The following is a 22,849-nucleotide window of genomic DNA, read 5'->3' as shown; positions in this document are numbered from 1 at the left end:
ATATACAAATCTTTCCGGAGGAATGAAATCGGATGCCTTTTTATTTTATTCAGAAGTCCGGAAATGCCGTCCGCCTATCCGAAAAAGCCGTTTGTGTATACGCTTCCGTGTGCGGCGGGAAATCGGCGGATAACGTACCGGCAAATTCCGTATCTTGGAAAATGAATTCCGGCAGGGCATCGACTTTGCATGTCCGGGTATAAACTTTTAAAAACTCCGATTTATGGAAAAGAACGAACAGCAGATGCCGCGGCTCGGCGAGCCGGTTCCGGCATTCGAGGCCATGACCACCAAGGGGAAGATCAGCTTCCCGGACGATTACAAGGGCAAATGGGTGATTCTTTTCAGCCACCCTGCCGATTTCACCCCGATCTGCACCACCGAAATACTCACTTTCGGGGCGCATACCGAGGAGTTCCGGGCGTTGAACTGCGAACTGGTCGGCCTGTCGGTCGACAGCCGCAACAGCCATATCGCATGGCTCAAGACCATCCGCGAGAAGATCGAGTACAAGGGCATGAAGGATGTGAAAGTCGGGTTCCCGATCATCGACGACGTTGCGATGAAAGTGGCGTCGCTCTACGGCATGATCCAGCCCGGCGAGAGCCAGACCGCCGCCGTGCGCGCCGTGTTCTTCGTCGACCCGAAGGGCGTGCTGCGGGCGATGATCTACTATCCGCTGGCTCTGGGCCGCAATTTCGACGAGATCAGGCGGGTTTTGGTGGGCTTGCAGACCATCGATGCCTTCGGCATCGCGCTGCCCGCCGACTGGCGTCCGGGCGACGAGGTGATCGTGCCGATGAAGGGCGACGATCAGGAGAAGGTTCCCGAAGGGGCGAAGTGCTACGACTGGTTTTTCTGCACCAAACCGCTGCCGAAAGAGGAGATCGGACGGAAACTCGGCGAGAAGGTATGACGCCCCTGCATTGCACGACAGAAGAGGCTTCCCGCGGGAAGCCTCTTCTGTCGTGTGCATTCGTATCTCTGCAATCCGGGGACGGTCGGCAAAGGCCGCTCCGCTCTATTCCCGGAAGCGGCATTGCTGTACGTCGCGCCACCCGAGGAGCAGTTCGCGCACCGCGAGCCGTTTTTTGCCCGCTATTTGCAGTTCTCCGAGGGCGATCCATCCGTCGGCGCACGCCACGCGGATAAAGGTTCTTCCGTCGCTCTGGAGCGTGCCGCACGCCTCGCCGTGGACCGCGGCCTCGAACGACGCCGAGAAAATCTTGGCGCTCGACGCTTCGCCGTCGCCCTCGCGGTACATCTCGGTCCATGCCGCCGGATAGGGTGACAGTCCGCGGACGAAATTCACGATCTCGCGGCCCGGTTTTTCCCAGTCGATCCGGCAGTCCTCCTTGAAAATCTTCGGCGCCGGGCGCAGCGTCGCCTCGTCGATGTGCTGCTGCTCCACGGGCCGGATCTCCCCCGCCGCAATGCGGTCGACGGTTTCGGTTACGAGCGAGGTTCCCGTTGTCATCAGACGTTCGTAGAGCGTCCCGACGTTGTCTTCCGGAAGGATCGGAACCCGGATCTGCCCGATGATGCCGCCCTTGTCGATCTCGTGGTTCAGCAGAAACGTGGTGACGCCCGTCTCGGTCTCGCCGTTGATGATCGCCCAGTTGATCGGCGCGGCCCCGCGGTATTGGGGCAGCAGCGAGGCGTGGAGGTTGAAGGTCCCCAGCCGCGGCATGGCCCAGACGACCTCGGGAAGCATGCGGAAGGCGATCACGATGCCCAGGTCGGGCCGCAGCGCCTCGAGGGCCTCGACGAACTCCGGGGCTTTCAGCTTTTCGGGCTGCAATACCGGCAGACCCAGTTCCAGAGCCGCGATCTTAACCTCGCTCCGGTGTATTTTCTGTCCGCGTCCGGCGGGTTTGTCGGGCGAAGTCACCACGCCCACGACGTTGTAGCCGCCCCCGACGAGCGCCCGCAGCGACGGCACGGCGAATTCGGGCGTGCCCATGAATACGATGCGAAGGTCTTTGGCGTCCATGCGTTATCTTTTTTCCAGTCCCAGCGTGTGGTGCATGCGCTCCTGCTTGGTCTCCAGATAGTGTGCGTTGTAGGGGTTCGGGGCGATGACGATGGGCACGATCTCGTCGATGCAAAGCCCGTAGCCCTCCAGCCCGGCCCGTTTGAGCGGGTTGTTGGTCATCAGGCGCATGTGGCGGATGCCCAGCTCGCGGATGATGCTCGCCCCCACGCCGTAGTCGCGTTCGTCGGCCTTGAAGCCCAGTTTGAGGTTGGCGTCCACCGTGTCGAGACCCTCATCCTGCAATTTGTAGGCGTGGATTTTGTTGCACAGCCCGATGCCGCGCCCCTCCTGATTGAGGTAGACGACGGCGCCCCGGCCTTCGCGGTCGATCATCTCCATCGCCTTGTGGAGCTGCTCGCCGCAGTCGCAGCGGTACGAGCCGAAAATGTCGCCCGTGGCGCACGACGAATGCACGCGCACCAGCACCGGTTCGTCTTCGGTCCACTCCCCTTTCGTCAGGGCCACATGCTCCACGCCGTTGGATTTCTGGCGGAACGGTGTGATCTGGAATTCGCCCCACTCCGTGGGCAGGGGCACCGTCACGCCCTTTTCGATGATCGACTCCTCGCGGAGGCGGTAGGCGATCAGCGAGGCGATCGAGATGATTTTCAGGTCGAATTTTTTTGCGGTCTCCAGCAGTTGCGGCAGGCGGGCCATCGTGCCGTCCTCGTTCATAATCTCGATCAGCGCGCCGGCGGGCTGCAATCCGGCCAGGCGGGCCAGGTCGATGGCCGCCTCGGTGTGTCCCGGACGGCGCAGCACGCCCTTGTCGCGCGCGCGCAGGGGATTGATATGTCCCGGGCGGCCCAGGTCGGTGGGTTTCGTTTCGGGGTCGGCCAGCGCGCGGATCGTCGCGGCGCGGTCGTGGATCGAGACGCCCGTGGTGCAGTCGTTGCCCAGCAGGTCGACCGTCACGGTGAAGGGCGTGCCCAGCAGCGAGGTGTTGTTCTCCTCCATCATGTTGAGCCCCAGTTCGTCGCAGCGTTTCTCCGACAGCGGGGCGCACAGCACGCCGCGGCCCTCCTTGAGCATGAAGTTCACGATTTCGGGCGTGATCTTCTCCGCCGCGACGATGAAGTCGCCTTCGTTCTCGCGGTCCTCGTCGTCCACGACGATAACGGGTTTGCCGATGCGGAAGTCCTCGATGACCTCCTCCACGCTATTGAGCACAGTCTCTTTTGCCATTTCGTTTGAGTTTTATTGCTTTCGTCAGTTTCTTGAATTGCGGAACCAGTTTCTCTTTCAGCGCCTTGAACTTCCCGGCGTACCAGTCCGTGTCGAGCAGCGCCGAGTCGTTGGTGGCCTTGTAGGTGAGGTATATGGCTATCGGCGTGAGGATGAAGGTCGAGAGCCACATGCCGTAGACGGCCTCCCAGTTACCCTCCTTGGCCAGTTTTTCGCCCGAGAGGCTGATCATGTAGTAGATCACGAAGAAGATCACCGACACCACCACCGGAAGCCCCAGGCCGCCCTTGCGGATGATGGCGCCCAGCGGCGCGCCGATCAAGAAGAAGATCAGGATCGACACCGGAAGCGACATTTTCTTGTGCCACTCGACCTTCGATCGGTAGAGCTGGTTGAGGGCCTCCTTGGCCGTCGATTCGTCGAATGCGAACATGTTGCGCGAGTTTTTGGCCAGCGTCCGCGCCTGGTTCCAGACACGTTCGCGTTCGCGTGTGGGCAGCATGATGACCGAATCCGTCGCCAGCAGGTCGCGGAAGTCCCGTTTGTCCACCTGCAGGCTGTCGGGCAGCGGCAGCACGGTGTTGTCTCGGGCGAAAATCTGCTCTTTCAGCAGCGGTTCGTAGGAACTCGTCGTGGCGGCGTTGACCTTGATCTCCAGCGAGTCGATGTCGTGCTGCAATTCGCTGATGTTCTTGGTCTGGCTGCTCGTGAACAGGTCGGCGTCGGTGCGTCCCATGGCGAATCCCGACATGGGGATCACCTGTTTTTGCAGGTCGAAGGTGTGGTGGCGCAGGGCGCTTTTCGTGAACCACTGGCTGTTGCGGGTCTGTTCGTAGGTCTCGCCGTGGAAGAGCGTCACCAGCAGGTATTTCTTGTCGTCCGACAGGCGGATATAGCCCGAGTCGGCCACGATGGTGTTCATGTTGCCGTTGGCGGCGCGGTTGTCGTAGATCAGCACGTCGTGCAGCAGGTGCGTGTCGGGTTCCTGGTGGCTCACGCGGATCGACATGTTGTCGATGCCGTTGAAGAAGAGCCCGTCCTGGAATTCGAGGGCCTGTTTCTGCTGCCGGATGTCGTAGAGCGTGCTGAATAGCTTCTTGTTGGCGTTCGGCACGAGGTTGTTGCCGATGAAGAAACTGCCGACGGAGACCAGGCTCACCAGAATGATCAGCGGCTTGGTGATCTGCACGAGCGACATGCCCGCCGATTTCATGGCCAGCAGTTCGTAGTTCTCACCCAGGTTACCCATGGTCATAATCGCCGCCAGCAGCATCGAGAGCGGCAGCCCCATCGGGATCATGTTGGCCATGAAATAGGTCATCAGCTCGATGATGATGCCGGCGCTCAATCCCTTGCCCACCAGCTCGTCGATGTATCGCCACACGATGTTCATCATCAGCACGAACATGACGATGAAAAACGTGAGGACCATCGGGCCGAGGTAGGACTTCAGAACGAGTCTGTGAATGGTTTTCATGCGGCGGATCGCAGTTTTTTGTTACGCAAAGATAGTGCAAGGCGAGAGGAGTGCCAAATTTATTTGAGCGCTTCCGGGTCGCAGCCTATCCAAACGGCAGCCTTTTTTGTCGTAAAGATAACAGTTTTACCATTATAAGCGTAAGAGTGAGGGTAAATATTATGGCGGCGCCGGGCGGAACCTCGAAATTGTAGCTGACGACAAGCCCTGCGATGTTGCCCGCCACAGCCACGAGGGGTGCGGCGAGGGCGATGGTGCGGTACGACCGCGAGAGCGAGTTGACGATCACCACGGGCATCGTCACGAGCGAGATCAGCAGCACGATGCCCATGATGCGGATCGAGAGCACGATGGTCACCGCCACCAGCGCGGCCATCAGATAGGAGATCACGCGCGTGGGGATGCCCCGGCTGCGGGCGAAGTCGCGGTCGAAAGCCGTGTACATCACCGGGCGGAGCCATAGCAGCGCCCCGGCGATGATCACCGCCGTCAGCGCGGCGAGGGCCGCGACGTCGCTGTCGGTCACGGTCACGATGCTGCCGAAGAGGTAGGCCGACAGATCGCCCGAGGTGTAGCCCGGGCGCAGGCTCATAAAGAGCGCGCCGACGGCCATGCCGACGGACCAGATGATGCCGATGGCCGAATCCTCGCGGATGCGTCCCCGGCTGCCGGCCCATTCGATGCCCAGCGCCGAGAGCACGGCGAAGATCATCGCCCCGGCGATCGGGTTGGCGCCCATCCAGAAGGCGATGCCCAGTCCGCCGAACGAGGCATGGGTGATGCCGCCCGCGAGGAACACCATGCGGCGGCAGACGACGTAGGTTCCGATCACTCCGCACGTTATGCCCGACAGCACGCACGCCGCGAGCGCGTTCGAAAGGTAGCCGTATTGGATCAGATCGCTGAAAAATCCCATGTATTCCTTATAATTGCGCGCAAATTTACGCTTTTTTATCGGAAAAGCCTCCTCCTTTCGCGCAGTTTTCGTAATTTCGTGCCGGAAAAACACGAATCCATGCAACCTCGCAGAGTCAATTTTCATACCTTGGGCTGCAAGCTCAATTTTTCGGAGTCCTCGACCCTCGCCCGCGAGTTCGAGCGCGGCGGTTTCGTGCGCGTCGCGCCCACGGCCGAAGCCGATATTTGCGTCATCAACAGCTGTTCCGTCACGGAGCACGCCGACAAGAAATGCCGCAACCTGATCCGCAAACTCCACCGCCGCAACCCTGCGGCGATCATCGCCGTGACGGGATGCTACGCGCAGCTCAAGCCGCAGGAGATCGCCGCGATAGAGGGTGTGGACATCGTGTTGAGCAACAACGATAAGGGGGCGTTATTTAAACGAGTGGTTGAACTGTCGGGCAAGGGCCGGGCGCAGGTGTACAGCTGCGAAACCGATTCGCTCACGTCGTTCTTCGCGGCCTTTTCGAGCGGCGACCGCACGCGCGCCTTCCTCAAGGTGCAGGACGGGTGCGACTACTGCTGTTCCTACTGCACGATCCACTACGCCCGCGGTTCGAGCCGCAACATGCCCGTCGCCGACCTCGTGGCCGAGGCGCGGCAGATCGCTGCCGGGGGGCAGAAGGAGATCGTCCTGACGGGCGTCAACACGGGGGATTTCGGCCGCACGACGGGGGAGCGGTTTATCGACCTGCTGCGGGCGCTCAACGAGGTCGAAGGGATCGAACGCTACCGCATTTCGTCGATCGAGCCGAACCTGCTGACCGACGAAATCATCGCATTTTGCGCCGCGTCGCCTAAATTCATGCACCATTTCCACATTCCGCTCCAGAGCGGTTCGGACCGGATTCTGGGCCTGATGCGCCGCCGCTACACCACGGCGCGCTTCGCCGAGCGGATCGCGGCCGTGAGACGGCTGATGCCCGACGCCTTCATCGGCATCGACGTGATCGTCGGGTTCCCGGGCGAGACGGATGCCGATTTCCGCACGACGTACGATTTTCTGGCGAGGCTCGAACCCGCTTTCCTGCATATCTTTCCCTTCTCGGAGCGTCCCGGGACGCCGGCCGTCGACCTGCCCGGCAAGGTGCCTCCGTCGGTCGCCACGCAGCGCGTCGCCGAACTGGAGGGCCTCTGCGAACGCCTGCACGGCGCGTTCTGCGCCCGGGCCGAAGGCACGGAGGATACGGTGCTCTTCGAAAGCACGCGCCGCGACGGCATGATGTTCGGCTTCACGGGCAGCTACCGCCGGGTGAAAGTCCCCTACGACCGTTCGAAGGTCAATGCCGTCTGCCGCGTGAAACTCGGCGCGATGGACGAAACTCACGATTTGTTGGGGGAAATTCTGGATTAATCACTATATTTGCAGGAATGGAAATTTAAAACGCTATGACGGGTTTGCGCAAACGGGTGACGGTCGGTTTTTTGAGCATCGTCTGCCTGCTGTTTTTTTCGGGTATGGTCTCGTTTCTCGAATTGAGCCACCTGAGCCGGGATACGGGCGAGATTCTCAAGGCCAACAAACGGAATATCGAGCTGGCCAAGGAGATGCTCGATGCTGCGCACGAGCAGAACATCGCGTTGATCCGCCTTTCGGTTTTCGGCGACAGGTCGTGCGACAGCCTTTGCCGCAAGAGCATGGAGCGGCTCGAAAACACGCTGCTCGTGGCCCAGAGCGAGGCGCTTGAGAAGTCGTTCCTCGACTCGCTGGCCTTCGCCACGACCGAGCTGCGCCTCGTGACGGACAACTACCTCGCCTTCGGGGGCGCCGCCCGTGCCGACTCGCCGGCGGCCATGCGGCCCGATTCGCTGGGCGGCAGGTGGTACAGCGAAGAGTACCAGGCCCTTTACGGCCGTCTTACGGCCGCCATCAAGAGTTATATGACCTCGACGCAGAGTTCGCTGGTTCCGCGCGCCGAGCAGATGAAGAAAAACGCCTACCGCGCCGTGACGCCCGTGCTGATCTCGCTGGCCGTGATGATCGCCATCGTGCTGATGCTCTTTTACTTCATGTCGATCTACTGCGTGACGCCCATCGAGCGGATGAACAAGGGGCTGGGCGACTGGCTCTCGTTCCGCGTGCCCTTCGCCGTGAAGGGCGACCTCAAGGACGAGGTGCTCGAACTCAAGGAGAAAATCGAGTCGCTGATCAACATTTCCAAACAGACCAAATCCTGATGCGGCGATGCGGGTAGACGTGGTTTTACGGTATATCGGGGTCGTGATGCTCTTCATTGCGATGTTCATGCTGCTGTCGGCGGGAATCTCCTACCTGAGCGGCATGGATTCGGCGTTCTATCCCCTGCTGCTCTCCTCGCTGCTCACGGCCCTGCTGGGCGCCTTTCCGCTGATCTTCGTGGGCAAGCGCGAGCAGATCACCAACAAGGAGGGGTTCTGCATTGTCGTCGGGGCGTGGCTCGTGGCCTGCGTCGTGTCGATGTTCCCCTACCTGATCTGGGGCGGGGAGTTCTCGCTGGTCAACGCCTGGTTCGAGAGCGTCTCGGGCCTCACGACCACCGGATCGACGATCCTGAACGATGTCGAAGCCCTGCCCCGCGGATTGCAGTTCTGGCGCATGTCGTCGACGTGGATCGGCGGTATGGGCGTGGTGATGTTCGCGCTGGTGGTCCTGCCGTCGATGGGGCGCAGCAAGATGATGCTCTCCAACGTGGAGCTTTCGACGATGGCCAAGGACAACTACCGCTACCGTTCGCAGATCATCGTGCAGATCCTGCTGGTGGTCTATGTGGGGCTTACCGTGCTGTCGACCGTGCTGCTCAAGATGGCGGGCATGAACTGGTTCGACGCCCTGTGCCACGCCATGTCGGCCTGCGCCACGAGCGGATTCTCGACCAAGAACGCCAGCATCGCCTATTTCAACAGTCCGGCGATCGACACGATCCTGATCTTCGCGATGGCCACGGCGGGCGTCCATTTCGGGCTGATCTACGCCACGGTGACGGGCAAGCGCAGCAACATCTTCCGCTCGGAGGTGACGCGCTGGTACTTCGGGATGCTGCTCGCGGGCGGCGTGCTGATCGCCGTCAGCCTCTTCGCCGCGGACATCTACCCCACGCTGACCGCGTCGTTCCGCTACGCGATGTTCCAGTTCGTGTCGGTGGTGACCACGACGGGTTTCGCCACGGCCGACTCCAACACGTGGACTTCGTTCGCCGTCATCCTGCTGATTTTCGGCTCGATCGTCTGCGCCTGCGCCGGGTCTACGGCCGGCGGCATCAAGGTCAACCGCCTGGTGCTGGCCGGGAAGATGATGCGCACGCGCCTGCGGCAGCAGCAGCATCCCAACGCCATCATCCGCATCCGCCTCGACGGCGTCATTCAGGAGAACGAGGCCCTGCACGCGGTGATGATCTTCATCGTCACCTACCTGATGTTCATACTCGCCGGCACGGTCTTCGGCACGATGCTCGGCGTCGATCTGACGACCAGTTTCACCGGGGCGGTGGCCTCGATGGGCAACGTCGGCCCCGGGTTCGGGGAGGTCGGCTCGATGGATAACTTCTCGGCGATGCCCGCGGCGTTCAAGGTTTCCAATTCGCTGCTGATGCTGCTGGGGCGTCTGGAGATTTTCGGACTCATACAGATTTTTTTCATTAAATGGTGGAGGTGACCCAAACTATGTTTCGCAGGATTCTCATATACGCGCTGGGTGCGGTTTTCCTGACCGCCGGCGGAGTGCGGGCGCAGCAGCCCGAGGTCGAAGCCCGCATTGCGGGGCTGGAGGGAAACGCCGAGTACATGTCGCTGCTCCGCGAGGATGCGCAGTTGCAGATACGCGAGGATTCGATCGTCAACGCCGTGGAGCGCATGCGCCGGCAGCTGCGCGAGGACCCGGGCAAGCGGCAGCAGTATTCGCAGGAGATTTTGCAGCTCGAAAGCAGGATTTTCGAAATCCGCAATGCCAAGGGACGCCTGATCGACCGTATCAACACCATCGAGCAGGAGTGGGTGCTGGCCAGCCTGAACGGCGCGGCGCAGCAGCCTGCGGCGTCTGCTGAAAAAAGCCCTGCGGAGGCGGTCCCCGACTCGCTGAAGGTCCGCAATCTGGTGGACAACCTCTATTTCCGCGAACACCTCCCGGCGGAGGATTATGCGGCCCTGCGCGACGCGCAGCGGCAGGAGATGCGGGCCGTGGACTATGTCAATCGCTATTTCGCCAACCATGGCACGCTGACCGAGCTGGCCGAAACCTACGCCGCCGTGCAGACCGAGGCCGAGGCGATGGAGGTTTTCGAGCGTTACAACGCCTTGCAGGGCGTGAACCGCGCGCTGGCCGACTCGCTCGCTGCGACGTGGAATTCGATTTTCGACAACAAGAGCTACGCCTACGGCTATCTGCTCGACAAGATGGGCGAGGAGGAGGTGCTCGCCCGCGAGGAGGAGGCGCTTTCGGAGGCTTCGCGCCAGCTGTCGGCCTTGCAGGGCGAGACGGCTTCGGACGCCGTGGCGGACTATTTCCTGCGCAAGCGGGTCGTCGTCGACTACGAGGCCGCCGTGGCCGGAGTGCTGGCGCTGGACGCCGCACGCGATTCGCTGCGCGGCGTTGCGGCGCAGCTCGAATCCATCGACTACCGCCTGCCGAGGGTCGAAGTCGCCGAGCGTTACTTCCTCGACTACGACAGCGTGGCCTTCTCGTCGAAGCCGGTGTACTCCTACCAGAATCCCATTCCCGAGTGCCGGGTCTATGCCAACGGCACGATCTACCGCATCCTGCTCGGAACGTTCAACACCAAGCGCGCCGCCGCGACTTTCCGGGGCGCCTATCCGCTCTTCTACCTGATCAACGACGAGGGCAAGTGGTGCTACTATGCGGGCGGCTTCGCCACGCTGGCCGAGGCCGAGGCGGCGCAGGCGCTGCTGAAAAAGCGCGGGTTCGTGCGGCCCGAAATCGTGGTGTGGACCGACGGCGCGGCCCGCAACCTTTCGCTCGACCCCGAGGCGGCGAAAGTCACCTACCGCGTCGAGATCACCGGGACCGACGCCCTGTCGGACGAAGTGAAGGGGGTGATCGCCGCAACGGGCGAAGGCTACGAACTTTCGCGCGTGGGCAGCCAGCTCTTCGTCGTGGGGGCTTTCGACGACAGGGCCGTCGCCGACCGTCTGGCCGAGTCGATACGGCAAACGGATGCCGCACTGGAGGTAAAAGTCGCCGAAATCGCAGAATAAATCGGAACCCGGATGAAATTTATCGCAGAATTCGTCCGGATTCTGAATTTTTTACCTATCTTTATTGCAATATTCCACAAGCCTTATGGAGATGTTCTATATTGTACTGCTCGTTTTTTTCGGCCTGCTGTTTCTGGTGGCCGAATTGGTCCTGCTGCCCGGGGTGTCGATCGGGGCCGTGCTGGCGCTGGTCTGCTACGGCAGTTCGGTGTACCTCGCCTTCCGTGATTTCGGTCCCGTGACGGGGACTGTCGTCATCCTCGTCATTCTCGTATTGTCGGTCATCGCCACCGTCGTCTCGCTGCGGGCCAAGACCTGGCAGCGTTTCTCGCTCAAGCAGGAGATCCGGTCGTCGTCGATGCCCGTCATTCCGGCCGAGGAGTTGCAGGTCGGCGACCGGGGCGTGACCCTCTCGCGCCTCTCCCCGATGGGCAAGGTCGAGATCGGAGGCCGCACCTACGAAGCCAAGTCGCAGGGAGCCTATGTCGACCAGCAGCGAGATGTCGAGGTCGTGGGATTCGAGAATTTCAGCGTTATCGTAAAAACAATCAAATAAGCTAAATTATGGATTTTCAGGGTGGAATGATCGTGTTGATCGTCTTCGTGAGCCTTTTTGCGATCTGGCTCCTCTTCTATTTTATTCCGGTGGGACTGTGGTTCTCGGCCCTGGTGTCGGGCGTGCGTATCAGCCTGCTGCAACTGGTGCTGATGCGTTGGCGCAAGGTCCCGCCCTCGACCATTGTTTCGTCGATGATCGAGAGCACGAAAGCCGGACTGACCCTCAATCCCAACGAGCTGGAGGCCCACTACCTCGCGGGCGGCAACGTCACGAACGTGGTGCACGCGCTGGTTTCGGCCCAGAAGGCCAACATCATGCTGGATTTCAAGATGGCGACGGCCATCGACCTGGCGGGCCGCGACGTGTTCGAGGCCGTGCAGATGTCGGTCAACCCCAAGGTGATCAACACGCCTCCCGTGGCCGCCGTGGCCAAGGACGGCATCCAGCTGATCGCAAAGGCCCGCGTCACGGTGCGCGCCAACATCAAGCAGCTGGTCGGCGGCGCCGGCGAGGAGACCGTGCTGGCGCGTGTCGGCGAGGGCATCGTTTCGTCGATCGGCTCGGCCGCGTCGCATAAGATCGTGCTCGAAAATCCCGACTCCATTTCGCGCGTGGTGCTCGAAAAGGGCCTCGACGCCGGAACGGCCTTCGAAATCCTCTCGATCGACATCGCCGACATCGACGTGGGCAAGAACATCGGCGCCCAGCTGCAAATGGACCAGGCGCAGGCCGACAAGAACATCGCCCAGGCGAAAGCCGAGGAGCGGCGTGCGATGGCCGTGGCGCTCGAACAAGAGAACAAGGCCAAGGCGCAGGACGCCCGCGCCAAGGTGATTCTCGCCGAGGCCGAAGTGCCGCTGGCCATGGCCGAGGCGTTCCGCAACGGCAACCTGGGCATCATGGACTACTACAAGATGAAGAACATCATGGCCGACACGCAGATGCGCGAGACCATTGCCAAACCCGAAAAGAAATAGTTTTGACGGATTTGTTATCAGGGGGTGCGCGTCGTGCGCGCCCTTTTTTGTGAAAGATTCAGACAGTTATGAGAAAGTGCCTTTTGATTCTGTTTTTCGCTTTTGCCGCGGCGGGAGCCTCCGCTGCGCAGATCGACACGGTGGCGGTTTGCAGCACGAAGATGCAGCGCGAAATTCCGGCGCTGGTCGTGGTTCCCGATGCCGGCGTCGGGCGGCGCATGCCCGTGCTCTACCTGCTGCATGGTTTCGGCGGTTCGTACACGACGTGGCAGAACATCACCGACCTGCGTCCGCTGGCCGACGCCTGCGGGATGATCGTCGTCTGCCCCGACGGCGCGAACAGTTGGTATTGGGACAGTCCCCTCGATCCGGCGTCGCAGTTCGAGACCTTCGTGGCGCAGGAACTGCCCGACTGGATCGACGCCCGCTACCTGACGATTCCTTCGCGCGAGGGCCGCGCCGTCACGGGCTTGAGTATGGGCGGTCACGGCGCGCTGTGGGTAGCGCTGCGCCACAAAGACCGTTTCGGGGCTGCGGGATCGACCTCGGGAGGCGTGGACATCCGGCCTTTCCCCGACTCGTGGGAGATGAAGAAACAGTTGGGCGAACTGAAAGACAATCCGGAACGCTGGAACGCGCATACGGTGATCCGTCAGGCCGCTTCGCTCCGGGACGGCGAACTGGCGCTCATCTTCGACTGCGGTTATCAGGATTTCTTCTATCAGGTGAATCTGAACCTCCACGAACAGCTGATGCGGCAGGGCGTGGGGCACGATTTCCTGGTGCGTCCCGGTGCGCACAACGCGGCCTACTGGTCCGCGTCGCTCCCCTGCCAGATGCTTTTCTTTCAGCGCTGGTTCGCCCGGAATGCGCCCCAGCCGGCCGTGACGGCCTCGGGGCGGCGTGTGGTGTATATCGGCGACTCGATCACCGACGGTAATTGGGGCAAGGCCAACGGAAAACCGTCGTCGCAGCGCAATCTGTGGGATCGCAACCACCTTTTCGGCAGCGGGTATATGTATTTATGCGCCAGCTATTACCAGGGCTATTTCCCCGACCGCGACTACCGGTTCTTCAACCGCGGCGTGGGCGGTCATGCGTTGGGCGACCTTGCCGCCCGCTGGCAGGAGGATGTGATCGACCTGCGGCCCGACGTGCTGTCGGTGTTTGTCGGGACGAACGATGCGGAACGTCACCTTGGCAGACTGCTGCGCGCCGACGATCCGAAAACGGTTCCCGATTTCGATTTTGCCGACTGGGAAAGGACCTATCGCGGTCTGCTCGATCAGGCCCGGCAGGCAAATCCTGCGTTGAAAATCGTACTGTGCACGCCCTTTGCCGCACCCTGCGGGAAGATCGTTGAAGGCGCATTGGGCGAATATTATCCCCTGCGGCAGCGGATACTGGCGCAATGCTGTGTGATCGTGGAGCGAATCGCAGCCGACTACGGCGCGACGCTCGTGCCCTTCCACCGGCTTATCGCCGATCTGGAAACGCGGCTGCCGAACGGCGATGCGACCTATTGGGTGTGGGACGGCATCCACCCCACGCCTGCCGGTCAGCGACTGATGGCCGATTGCTGGATCGGCGCCGCGGCCCGGAACGGTGTTATGGAATGACAAAAGCGAGCCTTCGAAGGCTCGCTTTTGTTTGGCGCGGGGTCAGTAGACCTCCTCGGGCAGCGTTTCGCCGACCGGTTCGCCTTCGAGGTTGTCGCGCCACTTGATCGCCGCGTGCGTGCCGTCGCAGTAGGGTTTGTTGGCCGACTGGCCGCAGCGGCATGCGACCACGCGGTTGCGGATTTCGTAGGTATGGCCGTCTTCGCGCCGCAGGGGAATGCCGCCGCGAATCCACAGGCCGCCGCTGCTGCCGATGGTGACGTCCTCGATCAGCCCGAGACTCGGGGCGAACCGGAATTCGTAGGGGCTGCCCGTTTTTCGGTCCCAGGCCGTCAGCCGTCCGCCGGGGCACATCGACGCTTCGCGGATGGCCAGCTGGCGTGCTTCGGGATCGGCGGACCGCTCGGTGAGCGTCCACGCGTCGCCCCCGGGGTGGCAGAAGCGCGCGAAGACGCAGTATTTCGGATTGTCGGTCATCGTGAGGGTCCCGCCCTCGACGGTCTCGGCCTTGTCGAGCAGCGATTCGTCGGGTGCGGTGAGCCTCGGGTCCCAGGCCGCCGTTTCGTGGCTCCCGTCGCAGTAAGGTTTGCGTTTCGAGGCCCCGCAGCGGCAGAGCGCCGTAGGTTCCGCCTCGGTCGAGAAGCGCCGCCCTTCCTGGAAATACCAGCTTTCGTTCTGCTCGTTGGGCATGATGAACTGCTCGGCCAGCGGCGGGCGTCCGTAGACCAGGAAGGGGCCTTTTTCGGTCACGGTGATGCTGAAGCGCTCCTCGGCGGGAGAACTTCCCGTTTCGATTTTCAATTTCGACATACTATATGCGTTTCTGATTCGTTAGGGAATAGGCGGCAATAATTGTTCCCAAATGCAATTATTCGGACGGGCATGTGGCATTTATTCCGCTTTTTGGTATCTTTGGTGCCGTGACGGCACTTTCGGGAGGGGAAGTTTTGTTGAACCGTGCGCAATTCAGTTTTGCACCCGTCCGACTTTTTATTATCTTTGCCGTTGATTTTGAAACTGAAATAAGAAAAGAATGAACTATATGAAAAGATTTGCAGGGTTGGTTTGCGCGGTTGCGGCCGTCGTTTTTTTTGCTTCGTGCAGCAAGGACAAGGAATCGGGAACGATCGCGTTCGATTCTCCGGCCGTTTTCCTCAATGCGGGCGACGCAGTGACGGTGGGTTTTTCGGCCTCCAACATCGAGAGTTTCTCGATAACGGGCAAACCCACGGGCTGGAGCGATCCCGTTATCGACGCGGCGAACCGCACCATTACGGTCGTCTCTCCCGAGAAATTCGACGACGACAATGATGCCGTAAAGTCGGGTTCGGTGACCCTGACGGGCAAGGTGCACGGCGGATCGACGGCTTCGGCGACGCTTTTCGTGGGTGTGGTCGACACCGAGGATTTGAGCGACAAGCCGGCCAACTGTTATCTGATCAACAAGAAGGAGACCAACTACCTGATCAACGCCATGTACAAGGGCGACGTGACCGAGCAGGTGCCCTCTTCGGTCGATGTCATCTGGCAGAGCCAGTCGAATCTGATCCAATACCTGGAGTTGAAAGACGGCAAGGCGTCGTTCTACGTAGCTGCCGACAGCGACGACGGGGACAAGATCAAGGAGGGCAACGCCGTGATCGGAGCCTACGACGCCGGTGGCACGCTGATCTGGAGCTGGCACGTATGGGCTGCGGACTACGATCCCGACGCCGAGGGCGGTGCGGTCGATTTCAACGGCTATTCGATGATGACCCGCAACCTCGGGGCGCTGGCCGCCGACAACTCGTCGGTGGAGAACATCCTCGCCTCGTACGGACTTTATTATCAGTGGGGCCGTAAGGACCCCTTCATCGGCCCGAGTTCGTACAACGCCGCCAACGGCGCATCGGCCAGCATGTACAACGGCGGCGGCAGCCGCGTCTACCTGCGGACGGCCGCTTCGAGCGCCGAGACGGGTACGGTGGCTTACGCCGTGCAGCACCCGCTGACCTTCATCACGGGCGTCTCCGGTTCGGAGAACGACTGGCTGTGGAGCGCACATTCCGACGATTTGTGGTCCGCTTCGAAAAAGAGCGCCTACGATCCCTGTCCCTATGGCTGGCGGGTGGCTCCGTCGGCCGTGTTCGACGGTTTGAAACTTGTGGGAGCCCCCACGGCGGCGGATGCCGACAAATACGGCTGGGGCCTGACCGATCCGGAGCGGGGAACCTCGTCGCTGTTTATCGGCGCTGGACGCCGCCGTTACGACAACAGCACGATCCTGAACGTTTACAACCCCGTCACCGTGCGCAGCGTGGCCGAGGAGGCGCAGCCCTGGGAGGGCCTTTATTGGACCGCAGGGACGCTGTCGGGTACGAAATCCCCGGCTTTCCACTTCTGGTTCGAGAAGAAGACCACCGGCGGAGGCCTCGAAAACAACGTCCCCTATGCCCGTGCCAACGGCATGTCGGTGCGTTGCGTGAGGGTGCAATAGGGACATCCGGAAGAAACCGAACGACGGACCGGCCTTGATGCCGGTCCGTTTTCGTTTGGTATAACAGTTGCGGGGATAGCGGTACTAAAATCCCCGGCTATGAAAATCAAGACAGGAAAAGGCTCCGTTACGCTCGTCGTGCTGCTGGCAATCTGGTCCGTGTCGGCCATTGCGTCGCTGCCCGGACTGGCCGTCTCCCCTATTCTGGGCGATCTGAACAAGGTGTTTCCCAAGGTTACGGACCTCGAAATCCAGATGCTCACCTCGCTGCCGTCGCTGCTGATCATCCCCTTCGTGCTGCTCTCCGGAAAACTCTCCGAGGGGAGGGACAAACTCAAAATCCTGATCGTAGGACTTTCGATTTTCTTTTTGAGCGGCGTGGCCTGCCTGTTCGCCCGCAGCATGGCGTGGCTCATCGTCATCAGCTGCATCCTCGGTGTCGGCGCCGGCATGGTCATCCCCCTCTCGACGGGCCTGATCGTCGACTATTTCACGGGGGACAGCCGCGTCCGGCAGCTGGGGTACAGTTCGGCGATCAACAACCTCACGCTCGTCGTGGCGACCGCCGTGACGGGCTACCTGGCCGAGGTCAACTGGCATCTTCCGTTCCTGGTCTATACCCTGCCGGGCATCTCGCTCGCGCTGTCGTTCTTCCTCCGGCGCAGCCGCTCCACGCCCGAGCCGGAGCAGAGCATCCAGATGCGCCACAAACGGATCGACCGGGGCAAGCTCGTCGGACTGATGCTCTTTTACTTCTTCGCCACTTACGCCGTGCTGGCCATCGCCTTCTACGCCTCGTTTCTGGTCGACGACTACAAGATCAGCAGTTCGTTTTCGGGTGTGCTGATCTCGTTGTTCTTCCTGGCGATCATGCTTCCCGGGCTGTTTATCGACCGGATCATCCGCGCGCTGAAGCAGAACGTCAACCTCGTGTCGCTGGGGCTGGTCTGCGCGGGGCTGCTGTGCGTGGGGATCTTCCGTGACAAGACGATGCTCGTCGTCGGGGCGTTGCTCACGGGCTTCGGCTACGGGGTGATTCAGCCCGTCATCTACGACAAGGCGGCGACCATCGCTCCGCCCCGCTCGGCGACGCTCGCGCTGTCGTTCGTCATGGCGATGAACTACCTTGCGGTGATGATCTGCCCCTTCATCATGGACATGTTCCGCCATCTGTTCCACACCCACAGCGACCGTTTCCCGTTCTTCTTCAACGCCGCGCTGGTGTTCGCGCTGGCCGCCGTCACCTGGTTCCGGCGCGGGAATTTCACGCTCGGACTCGACGAATCGTATTACAAAAACTGACCGGAGGTCTTGCGGATAACATAAAAAGTTTTATTTTTGTGATTAAAAGTCGCAAAAATAAACCTGAATGATGAAAAGACAACTCCTTCTTGCGCTTCTGGCGGCGGGCCTCGCCGCTGCACCCGGCTGTGCCGATAAGCGGGATGCGGTTCCCGGCATCCGGATCACGCCGTCGATCAAAACCCGCGTCACGGGGCTTCATTTCGATACGGGCGACTGTATCGGTCTGACCGTCACGAAGAACGGCTCGGATTACGTCCGGAACCACCAGATGACCTACGACGGCTCTGCCTTCACGGCTTCCGGCCTGCTGTGGTACAACGACCTGAACGAAACCTCGACGCTCACGGCCTATTTCCCCTATTCGGCGTCGGGCGTTCCCGACGAGTTCTCCGTGGCGCGGGATCAGAGTGCGGGCTGCGCCTCCTCGGACCTGCTGGGGGCCGTGGCGAAGAACGTGACGCCCACGGGCACGCCCGTCGGGATGCTGTTCTATCACCTGATGTCACAGCTGACCATCGTCATTACCAACAATTCCGATGCTGCGGTTTCGGGCGTCGCCGTGGGCGGGTTCGTCCCGACGGCCTCGGTGGATCTCTCCGTGCCGACGGCTTCGGCGAAAGCCGGCGTGGTGGCCGCTGAAATCGAAACCTTCGAAGTGACGCCCGACGCCTCCTACCGTGCGATTCTCGTGCCGCAGCAGGGGGCGCTGACCGTCACGGTCTCCACGCGCGACGGCAAGAGCCGCAGCAAGACCCTCTCTTCGGCGACGCTCGAAAGCGGCCGAAGGTACGACATGTCGGTGCTCGTCACCAACATCGACATCGAGCTGAAGCTGAGCGGCGAGGTCAGCGACTGGGAAGACGGCGGTTCGCTTGACGAGGGCGACGGCGGGGAGGCTTCCGAACTGGAATACGGCGGCGATACCTACCGCACGGCGAAGATCGGCGGACAGGTATGGATGGCCGAGAACCTGCGCTACCAGCCTGCGGGTACGGAGATCGGCGATGGCGTATGGTATCCCGAGGAGGGGCTTTCCGCGGTGGCGGAAAAAGGGCTGCTGTACGATTATAAGACGGTGACGGGCGGCGCCACGGTCCGGTCCGGGACTCCGCTGCGGGGCATCTGTCCCGAGGGCTGGCACGTTCCCGCATTGGCCGAACTCGAAGCGCTCCTTGCCGCCGGGCCTGCGGCCGGATTTTTCAGGTGCGCCGGATACTGGATCGTGAACGGTACGTCGAACAGGTACGGAGACGCCGACAAAGGTTATCTGATAAGCTGCGAGGCCACGGCCGAGCGGAGCGGCTGCCTGGTTTACAGCACCACGACCGATCCGGTGACCGGCGAGGTTCCGCTCGGATACGGCCTGTCGGTCCGCTGCGTGAAAGACGACGCCGTGCGGTAGGCAATGAAAAAGGTCCCTTGTCAAGGGACCTTTTTCTGTTTAATCGCGGTTCAGGAAGAAGATCGGGATGTTCGCCAGGAAGACGTCCCTGCCCGAAAGCTGCGATCTTTTTTCGAGCAGTTCGCGCAGCGGAATCTCGCCGATCACGTAGTTGCTCTCCTCGCTGATGAACTGTTCGTGAATCTTCGAGAAGTTCAGAATGCCCTGCACGTCGGTCTCCTTGTAGCGGGCGTAGATTTTCAGCGTAATGTCGGTCGTGTAGTCGGGTTTCTCGATGTAGTTCATCTTCTTGTACTCGTAGCGGTAGTTGTTCAGCCGCGCCATGATGTCGCTCAGGATCGACGACGCCGTGGGCAGGCTGCCCGCGCCCTTGCCGAACATGAACTGCCGGTCGTAGCATTCGCCGCGGATCACCACGCCGTTGTACTCGTCGTCGACGCTGTAAATGTACTTGGCAGGCGTCACGAACTCCGGCATGACGAACATCGTGAAATGTTCGTCGCTCACCTTGACGACCTGCGCCACCAGCTTGATCTTCACGTTTTTCTCACGGGCGTACTGAATGTCCGAATCGTGGATCGTCGAGATGCCGTAGGTGAAGATGCGCTCCGGGGCGACGTAGGTTCCCAGCGCATGCACGGTGATGATCACCAGTTTGAACAGCGAGTCGTAGCCCTCGATGTCGAACGAGGGATCGCTTTCGGCGAAGCCCAGCGCCTGCGCCTGCGCGAGGGCGTTGGCGTAGGAGTCCTTGTGGTCGAAGACGCGCGAGAGGATGTAGTTCGACGAGCCGTTCAGAATGCCCTTGACCTCCAGCAGCAGGTCGTTGTCGTAGTACTCTTCGAGGTTGCGGATCACGGGGATCGAGCCGCACGACGAAGCGTCGTAGAGCAGCGCCACGTTGCGGGTTTTCTGAATCTCGATCAGCTCGGGAAGGTGTTTGGCGAGCATCGTCTTGCTGCCCGACACGACCGGGATGCCGCGCAGCATGGCCCGTTTGACGATGTTGTAGGCGGCATCGGCATCGTCGATGACCTCCACCACGAGGTTGATGTTCTGGTTGTCGAGGATGTCGTCGACCGAGGTGGTGAACAGCGAAGGGTCGACTTCGATCTTGCGCGGCTTTTTGGGGTCGCGGACGCAGATTTTCACGATTTCGGCGTGGGCGTTCTTCGATTTGCGCACCACTTCGTAGATGCCCTGTCCGACGACGCCGAATCCGAACAGTCCGATTTTGATTTTGGTCATGGGGTATCCGGTTTTTAATTGTTCATAAAAGGCAGCAGTATGTCGTTCAACTGTTCGTGTTCGACGAGGAATCCGTCGTGGCCGAACGGCGAGTCGATTTCGTGGTACGCGCTGCCGGGGATCATGGCGTGCAAGCTGCGCATCTCGGCGGGCGTGAAGATGATGTCGGTCGTGATGCCGACCACCAGCGTCCGGGCCGTGATGCTGCGGAGCGCCTGCTCCAGTCCGCCCCGCCCGCGGCCCGCGTCGTGCGTGTCGAAGGCGTCGAGGATCGCGTAATAGGAGTAGGCGTTGTAACGGCGGCGGAGTTTTTCGCCCTGGTATTGCTGGTAGGTGCACGCCCGGTGCACGGCGGGGAGCTCCTCGCGGTCCTGCTGGGTGAGGTTGTAGCCTTCGGGACCGCGGTAGCTCAGCAGGCCGATGGCCCGGGCCGCCGCCAGTCCTTTCATTCCGGCGTCGTCGCGCGGCTGGCCGAAAGTCGTGTCGGCCTCGATGGCCATGCGCTGCGTTTCGTCGATGGCGATGGCCCAGGGCGAAGCCTTGGCCGCGGTGGCGATCAGCACGAGCCGTTCGATCCGCTCCGGTTCCGAAACGGCCCACTCGACGGCCTGAAAACCTCCGACCGAGCTGCCCACCAGCGTCCCGATGCGCCCGATGCCGAGCGCGTCGGCCAGCAGCCGGTGCGCCCGCACGATGTCGCGGATCGTGAAGGGCGGAAAATCCTTGTACCAGGGCCGCCCCGTGGCGGGATTCACGTGCAGCGGCCCCGTCGTGCCGTAGTGCGAGCCGATGATGTTGGCGCAGACGACGAAATGGCGCGCGGGGTCGAGGAACCGTCCCGCCTCGACCGTGTGGGGCCACCAGTCGGCGACGTCCGAATTGGCCGTCAGCGCGTGGCACACCCATGCCACGTTGTCCTTGGCGGCGTTCAGCGTGCCGTAGGTGTGGTAGGCGATCCGCAGCTCGGGCAGCGTATGGCCCGTTTCGAGTTCGAACGGTCCGGGAGCTATGTAAATCTGCGGTTCCATTATCCGATTTGTGCGAAAGCCTGTTCGAAATCCTCGATGAGGTCGTCGGCGTTTTCAAGTCCCAGCGAGATGCGCAGCAGCGTGGGCGTGACGCCTGCCGCCGTAAGGTCGGCGTCGCTCAACTGTTTGTGGGTCGTCGACGCCGGATGGGTCACGACGGTGATCGAGTCGCCGATCATGGTCATGTTGGCCGCCAGGCGGAGCGATTCGACGAAGCGCACGGTGCTTTTGAGCGTGCCCTTGAGTTCGACGGTGAAGACCGCCGATGAGCCGTAGCGGTAGTATTTGCGGGCGTTTTCATGGCTCGGGTGCGTGTCGAATCCCACGAAGCTGACCCGCTCGACCTTCGGGTGGCTGCGGCAGTATTCGGCCAGTTTCCAGGTGGATTCCACCTGATGCTTCACGCGCAGCGAGAGGGTCTCCAGCCCGATCATCATCAGGTAGGAGTCGAACGGCGAGGGGCAGCATCCCAGGTCGCGCAGCCCGTCGACGCGGCATTTGACGATGAAGGCCGCCGGACCGAACGCCTCGTGTAAATTAAGCCCGTGATACCCTTCCGAAGGTCCGTCGATCTGCGGGAATTTGCCGTTCGCCCAGTTGTAGTTGCCGCCGTCGACGATCACGCCGCCCATGGCCGTCCCGTGGCCGTTGATCCACTTCGTCGCGGAGTCCACGACGATGTTCGCGCCCCACTCGAACGGGTTGCAGAGGTAGCCCGCCGCACCGAACGTGTTGTCGACGATGAACGGAATGTCGCGCCGCCGGGCCAGTTTGCCCAGCGCCTCCAGGTCGGGGACCGCGCAGGTGGGATTGCCCATGCTCTCGGCGTAGAGCGCCTTGGTGCGGCTGTCGATCAGCGCCTCGAAATCCTCGGGACGCTCGCTCGGGGCGATGCGGCAGTCGATGCCGAGCCGGCGCAGCGACGTGCGGAACTGGTTGTAGGTGCCTCCGTAGAGGAACGGCGAGGCGACGATGTTGTCCCCTTCAGCCGCCAGCGAAAGCACGGCGATCAGGATGGCCGACATGCCCGACGAGACGGCGAGCGCCCCCACAGCCCCGTACAGGGCGGCGATGCGCTGTTCGTAGGCCGTCGTGGTGGGGTTTTGCAGGCGCGTATAGATGTTGCCGCCTTCGCTCAACTCGAAGAGCCTTGCGGCGTGGTCGCAGTTTTTGAACCGATAGGCCGCCGTGGGATAGATCGCCACGCCCCGGGCGCCGGTGGGTTCGTCGGGTTGCAGGCCCGCATGAATCTGGAGGGTTTCGAAACGGTACTTTTTTGAATCCATGGTATGTTATATCTGTCGTTAAAAAATCCGATAAAAAAATCCGACCTCTACGAAGCCGGATTGTGTCATTTTCAGTGCATGAAGGAGCTACACCCGGCGAAAACG

At 61.4% G+C, this 22,849-nt stretch carries 19 protein-coding genes; 11 read left to right on the top strand and 8 right to left on the bottom strand.

The window, feature by feature from the left end:
• Positions 1–223: 223 nt before the first annotated feature.
• The gene (locus BHV64_RS12360) at positions 224–916 is read left to right on the top strand and encodes a peroxiredoxin (protein WP_022061336.1); all 693 of its coding nucleotides are present in this window, start codon (positions 224–226) and stop codon (positions 914–916) included.
• Between the two features lie 105 nt (positions 917–1,021).
• Here BHV64_RS12360 and fmt read toward each other — a convergent pair whose 3' ends face one another.
• The 4 genes from fmt to BHV64_RS12340 all read right to left on the bottom strand — a co-directional run bounded on the left by fmt (position 1,022) and on the right by BHV64_RS12340 (position 5,613).
• Positions 1,022–1,993 carry a methionyl-tRNA formyltransferase gene (gene fmt / locus BHV64_RS12355; RefSeq protein ID WP_022061337.1) on the bottom strand — a complete coding sequence of 324 codons (972 nt, stop codon included), beginning with the start codon at positions 1,991–1,993 and terminating at the stop codon, positions 1,022–1,024.
• 3 nt (positions 1,994–1,996) lie between these two features.
• Positions 1,997–3,220, bottom strand: coding sequence for a bifunctional 3,4-dihydroxy-2-butanone-4-phosphate synthase/GTP cyclohydrolase II (locus tag BHV64_RS12350; protein WP_022061338.1), 1,224 nt, complete (start codon positions 3,218–3,220; stop codon positions 1,997–1,999).
• Positions 3,195–4,697 (bottom strand): LptF/LptG family permease, encoded by a 1,503-nt coding sequence (locus tag BHV64_RS12345; protein WP_015546216.1) that lies wholly within the window; start codon positions 4,695–4,697, stop codon positions 3,195–3,197. The genes BHV64_RS12350 and BHV64_RS12345 overlap by 26 nt, the downstream gene beginning before the upstream one ends.
• An 85-nt stretch (positions 4,698–4,782) precedes the next feature.
• Positions 4,783–5,613, bottom strand: coding sequence for a metal ABC transporter permease (locus BHV64_RS12340; protein ID WP_217727533.1), 831 nt, complete (start codon positions 5,611–5,613; stop codon positions 4,783–4,785).
• Between the two features lie 99 nt (positions 5,614–5,712).
• Between BHV64_RS12340 and mtaB the strand changes: the two genes are divergently transcribed.
• The 7 genes from mtaB (at position 5,713) to BHV64_RS12305 (ending at position 13,999) form a co-directional block, all read left to right on the top strand.
• Positions 5,713–7,011 (top strand): tRNA (N(6)-L-threonylcarbamoyladenosine(37)-C(2))-methylthiotransferase MtaB, encoded by a 1,299-nt coding sequence (mtaB, locus tag BHV64_RS12335; protein WP_288116120.1) that lies wholly within the window; start codon positions 5,713–5,715, stop codon positions 7,009–7,011.
• Positions 7,012–7,046: 35 nt separating this feature from the next.
• Entirely contained in the window at positions 7,047–7,835 is a 789-nt protein-coding gene (locus BHV64_RS12330) for a hypothetical protein (RefSeq protein ID WP_147620705.1), read from the top strand.
• A gap of 7 nt (positions 7,836–7,842) precedes the next feature.
• Positions 7,843–9,288 carry a TrkH family potassium uptake protein gene (locus BHV64_RS12325; RefSeq protein ID WP_229028654.1) on the top strand — a complete coding sequence of 482 codons (1,446 nt, stop codon included), beginning with the start codon at positions 7,843–7,845 and terminating at the stop codon, positions 9,286–9,288.
• An 8-nt stretch (positions 9,289–9,296) separates the two neighbouring features.
• Entirely contained in the window at positions 9,297–10,844 is a 1,548-nt protein-coding gene (locus BHV64_RS12320; RefSeq protein ID WP_015546212.1) for a hypothetical protein, read from the top strand.
• 85 nt (positions 10,845–10,929) lie between these two features.
• The gene (locus tag BHV64_RS12315) at positions 10,930–11,400 is read left to right on the top strand and encodes an NfeD family protein (RefSeq protein ID WP_015546211.1); all 471 of its coding nucleotides are present in this window, start codon (positions 10,930–10,932) and stop codon (positions 11,398–11,400) included.
• 8 nt (positions 11,401–11,408) lie between these two features.
• Positions 11,409–12,380, top strand: coding sequence for a flotillin-like protein FloA (gene floA, locus BHV64_RS12310; protein WP_168949954.1), 972 nt, complete (start codon positions 11,409–11,411; stop codon positions 12,378–12,380).
• Between the two features lie 68 nt (positions 12,381–12,448).
• On the top strand, positions 12,449–13,999 hold the full coding sequence (locus BHV64_RS12305) for an alpha/beta hydrolase-fold protein (RefSeq protein ID WP_288116116.1): 1,551 nt from the start codon (positions 12,449–12,451) through the stop codon (positions 13,997–13,999).
• A gap of 42 nt (positions 14,000–14,041) precedes the next feature.
• Here BHV64_RS12305 and BHV64_RS12300 read toward each other — a convergent pair whose 3' ends face one another.
• Complete coding sequence (locus BHV64_RS12300; protein ID WP_015546209.1) at positions 14,042–14,809, bottom strand: CDGSH iron-sulfur domain-containing protein; 768 nt, start codon at positions 14,807–14,809, stop codon at positions 14,042–14,044.
• A gap of 232 nt (positions 14,810–15,041) precedes the next feature.
• Here BHV64_RS12300 and BHV64_RS12295 point away from each other — a divergent pair, with 232 nt between their 5' ends.
• From BHV64_RS12295 to BHV64_RS12285, 3 genes are all read left to right on the top strand, one after another.
• On the top strand, positions 15,042–16,475 hold the full coding sequence (locus tag BHV64_RS12295) for a hypothetical protein (RefSeq protein WP_288116114.1): 1,434 nt from the start codon (positions 15,042–15,044) through the stop codon (positions 16,473–16,475).
• A 99-nt stretch (positions 16,476–16,574) separates the two neighbouring features.
• Entirely contained in the window at positions 16,575–17,777 is a 1,203-nt protein-coding gene (locus tag BHV64_RS12290; protein WP_015546208.1) for an MFS transporter, read from the top strand.
• A gap of 67 nt (positions 17,778–17,844) precedes the next feature.
• Positions 17,845–19,182 carry a fimbrillin family protein gene (locus BHV64_RS12285; protein ID WP_253092123.1) on the top strand — a complete coding sequence of 446 codons (1,338 nt, stop codon included), beginning with the start codon at positions 17,845–17,847 and terminating at the stop codon, positions 19,180–19,182.
• 39 nt (positions 19,183–19,221) lie between these two features.
• Here the strand turns inward: BHV64_RS12285 and BHV64_RS12280 are convergent, their stop codons facing one another.
• From BHV64_RS12280 to BHV64_RS12270, 3 genes are read right to left on the bottom strand one after another with little or no spacing between them, the layout of a single operon-like run.
• A complete protein-coding gene (locus tag BHV64_RS12280; protein ID WP_015546206.1) occupies positions 19,222–20,430 on the bottom strand; it encodes a homoserine dehydrogenase in 1,209 nt (402 codons plus the stop codon).
• 14 nt (positions 20,431–20,444) lie between these two features.
• Positions 20,445–21,458: a homoserine O-acetyltransferase family protein gene (locus BHV64_RS12275; RefSeq protein WP_149887693.1), complete on the bottom strand. Its 1,014-nt coding sequence runs from the start codon at positions 21,456–21,458 to the stop codon at positions 20,445–20,447.
• Positions 21,458–22,744, bottom strand: coding sequence for an O-acetylhomoserine aminocarboxypropyltransferase/cysteine synthase family protein (locus BHV64_RS12270; protein ID WP_288116109.1), 1,287 nt, complete (start codon positions 22,742–22,744; stop codon positions 21,458–21,460). Before BHV64_RS12270 ends, BHV64_RS12275 begins: the two co-directional genes overlap by 1 nt.
• Between the last annotated feature and the right edge of the window lie 105 nt (positions 22,745–22,849).

Source organism: Alistipes sp. 56_sp_Nov_56_25, assembly GCF_001915285.1.
Taxonomy (GTDB): Bacteria; Bacteroidota; Bacteroidia; order Bacteroidales; family Rikenellaceae; genus Alistipes; species Alistipes shahii.
The sequence above is the reverse complement of the archived record's forward strand: the minus strand, read 5'-3'. Positions and strand labels throughout refer to the sequence as shown.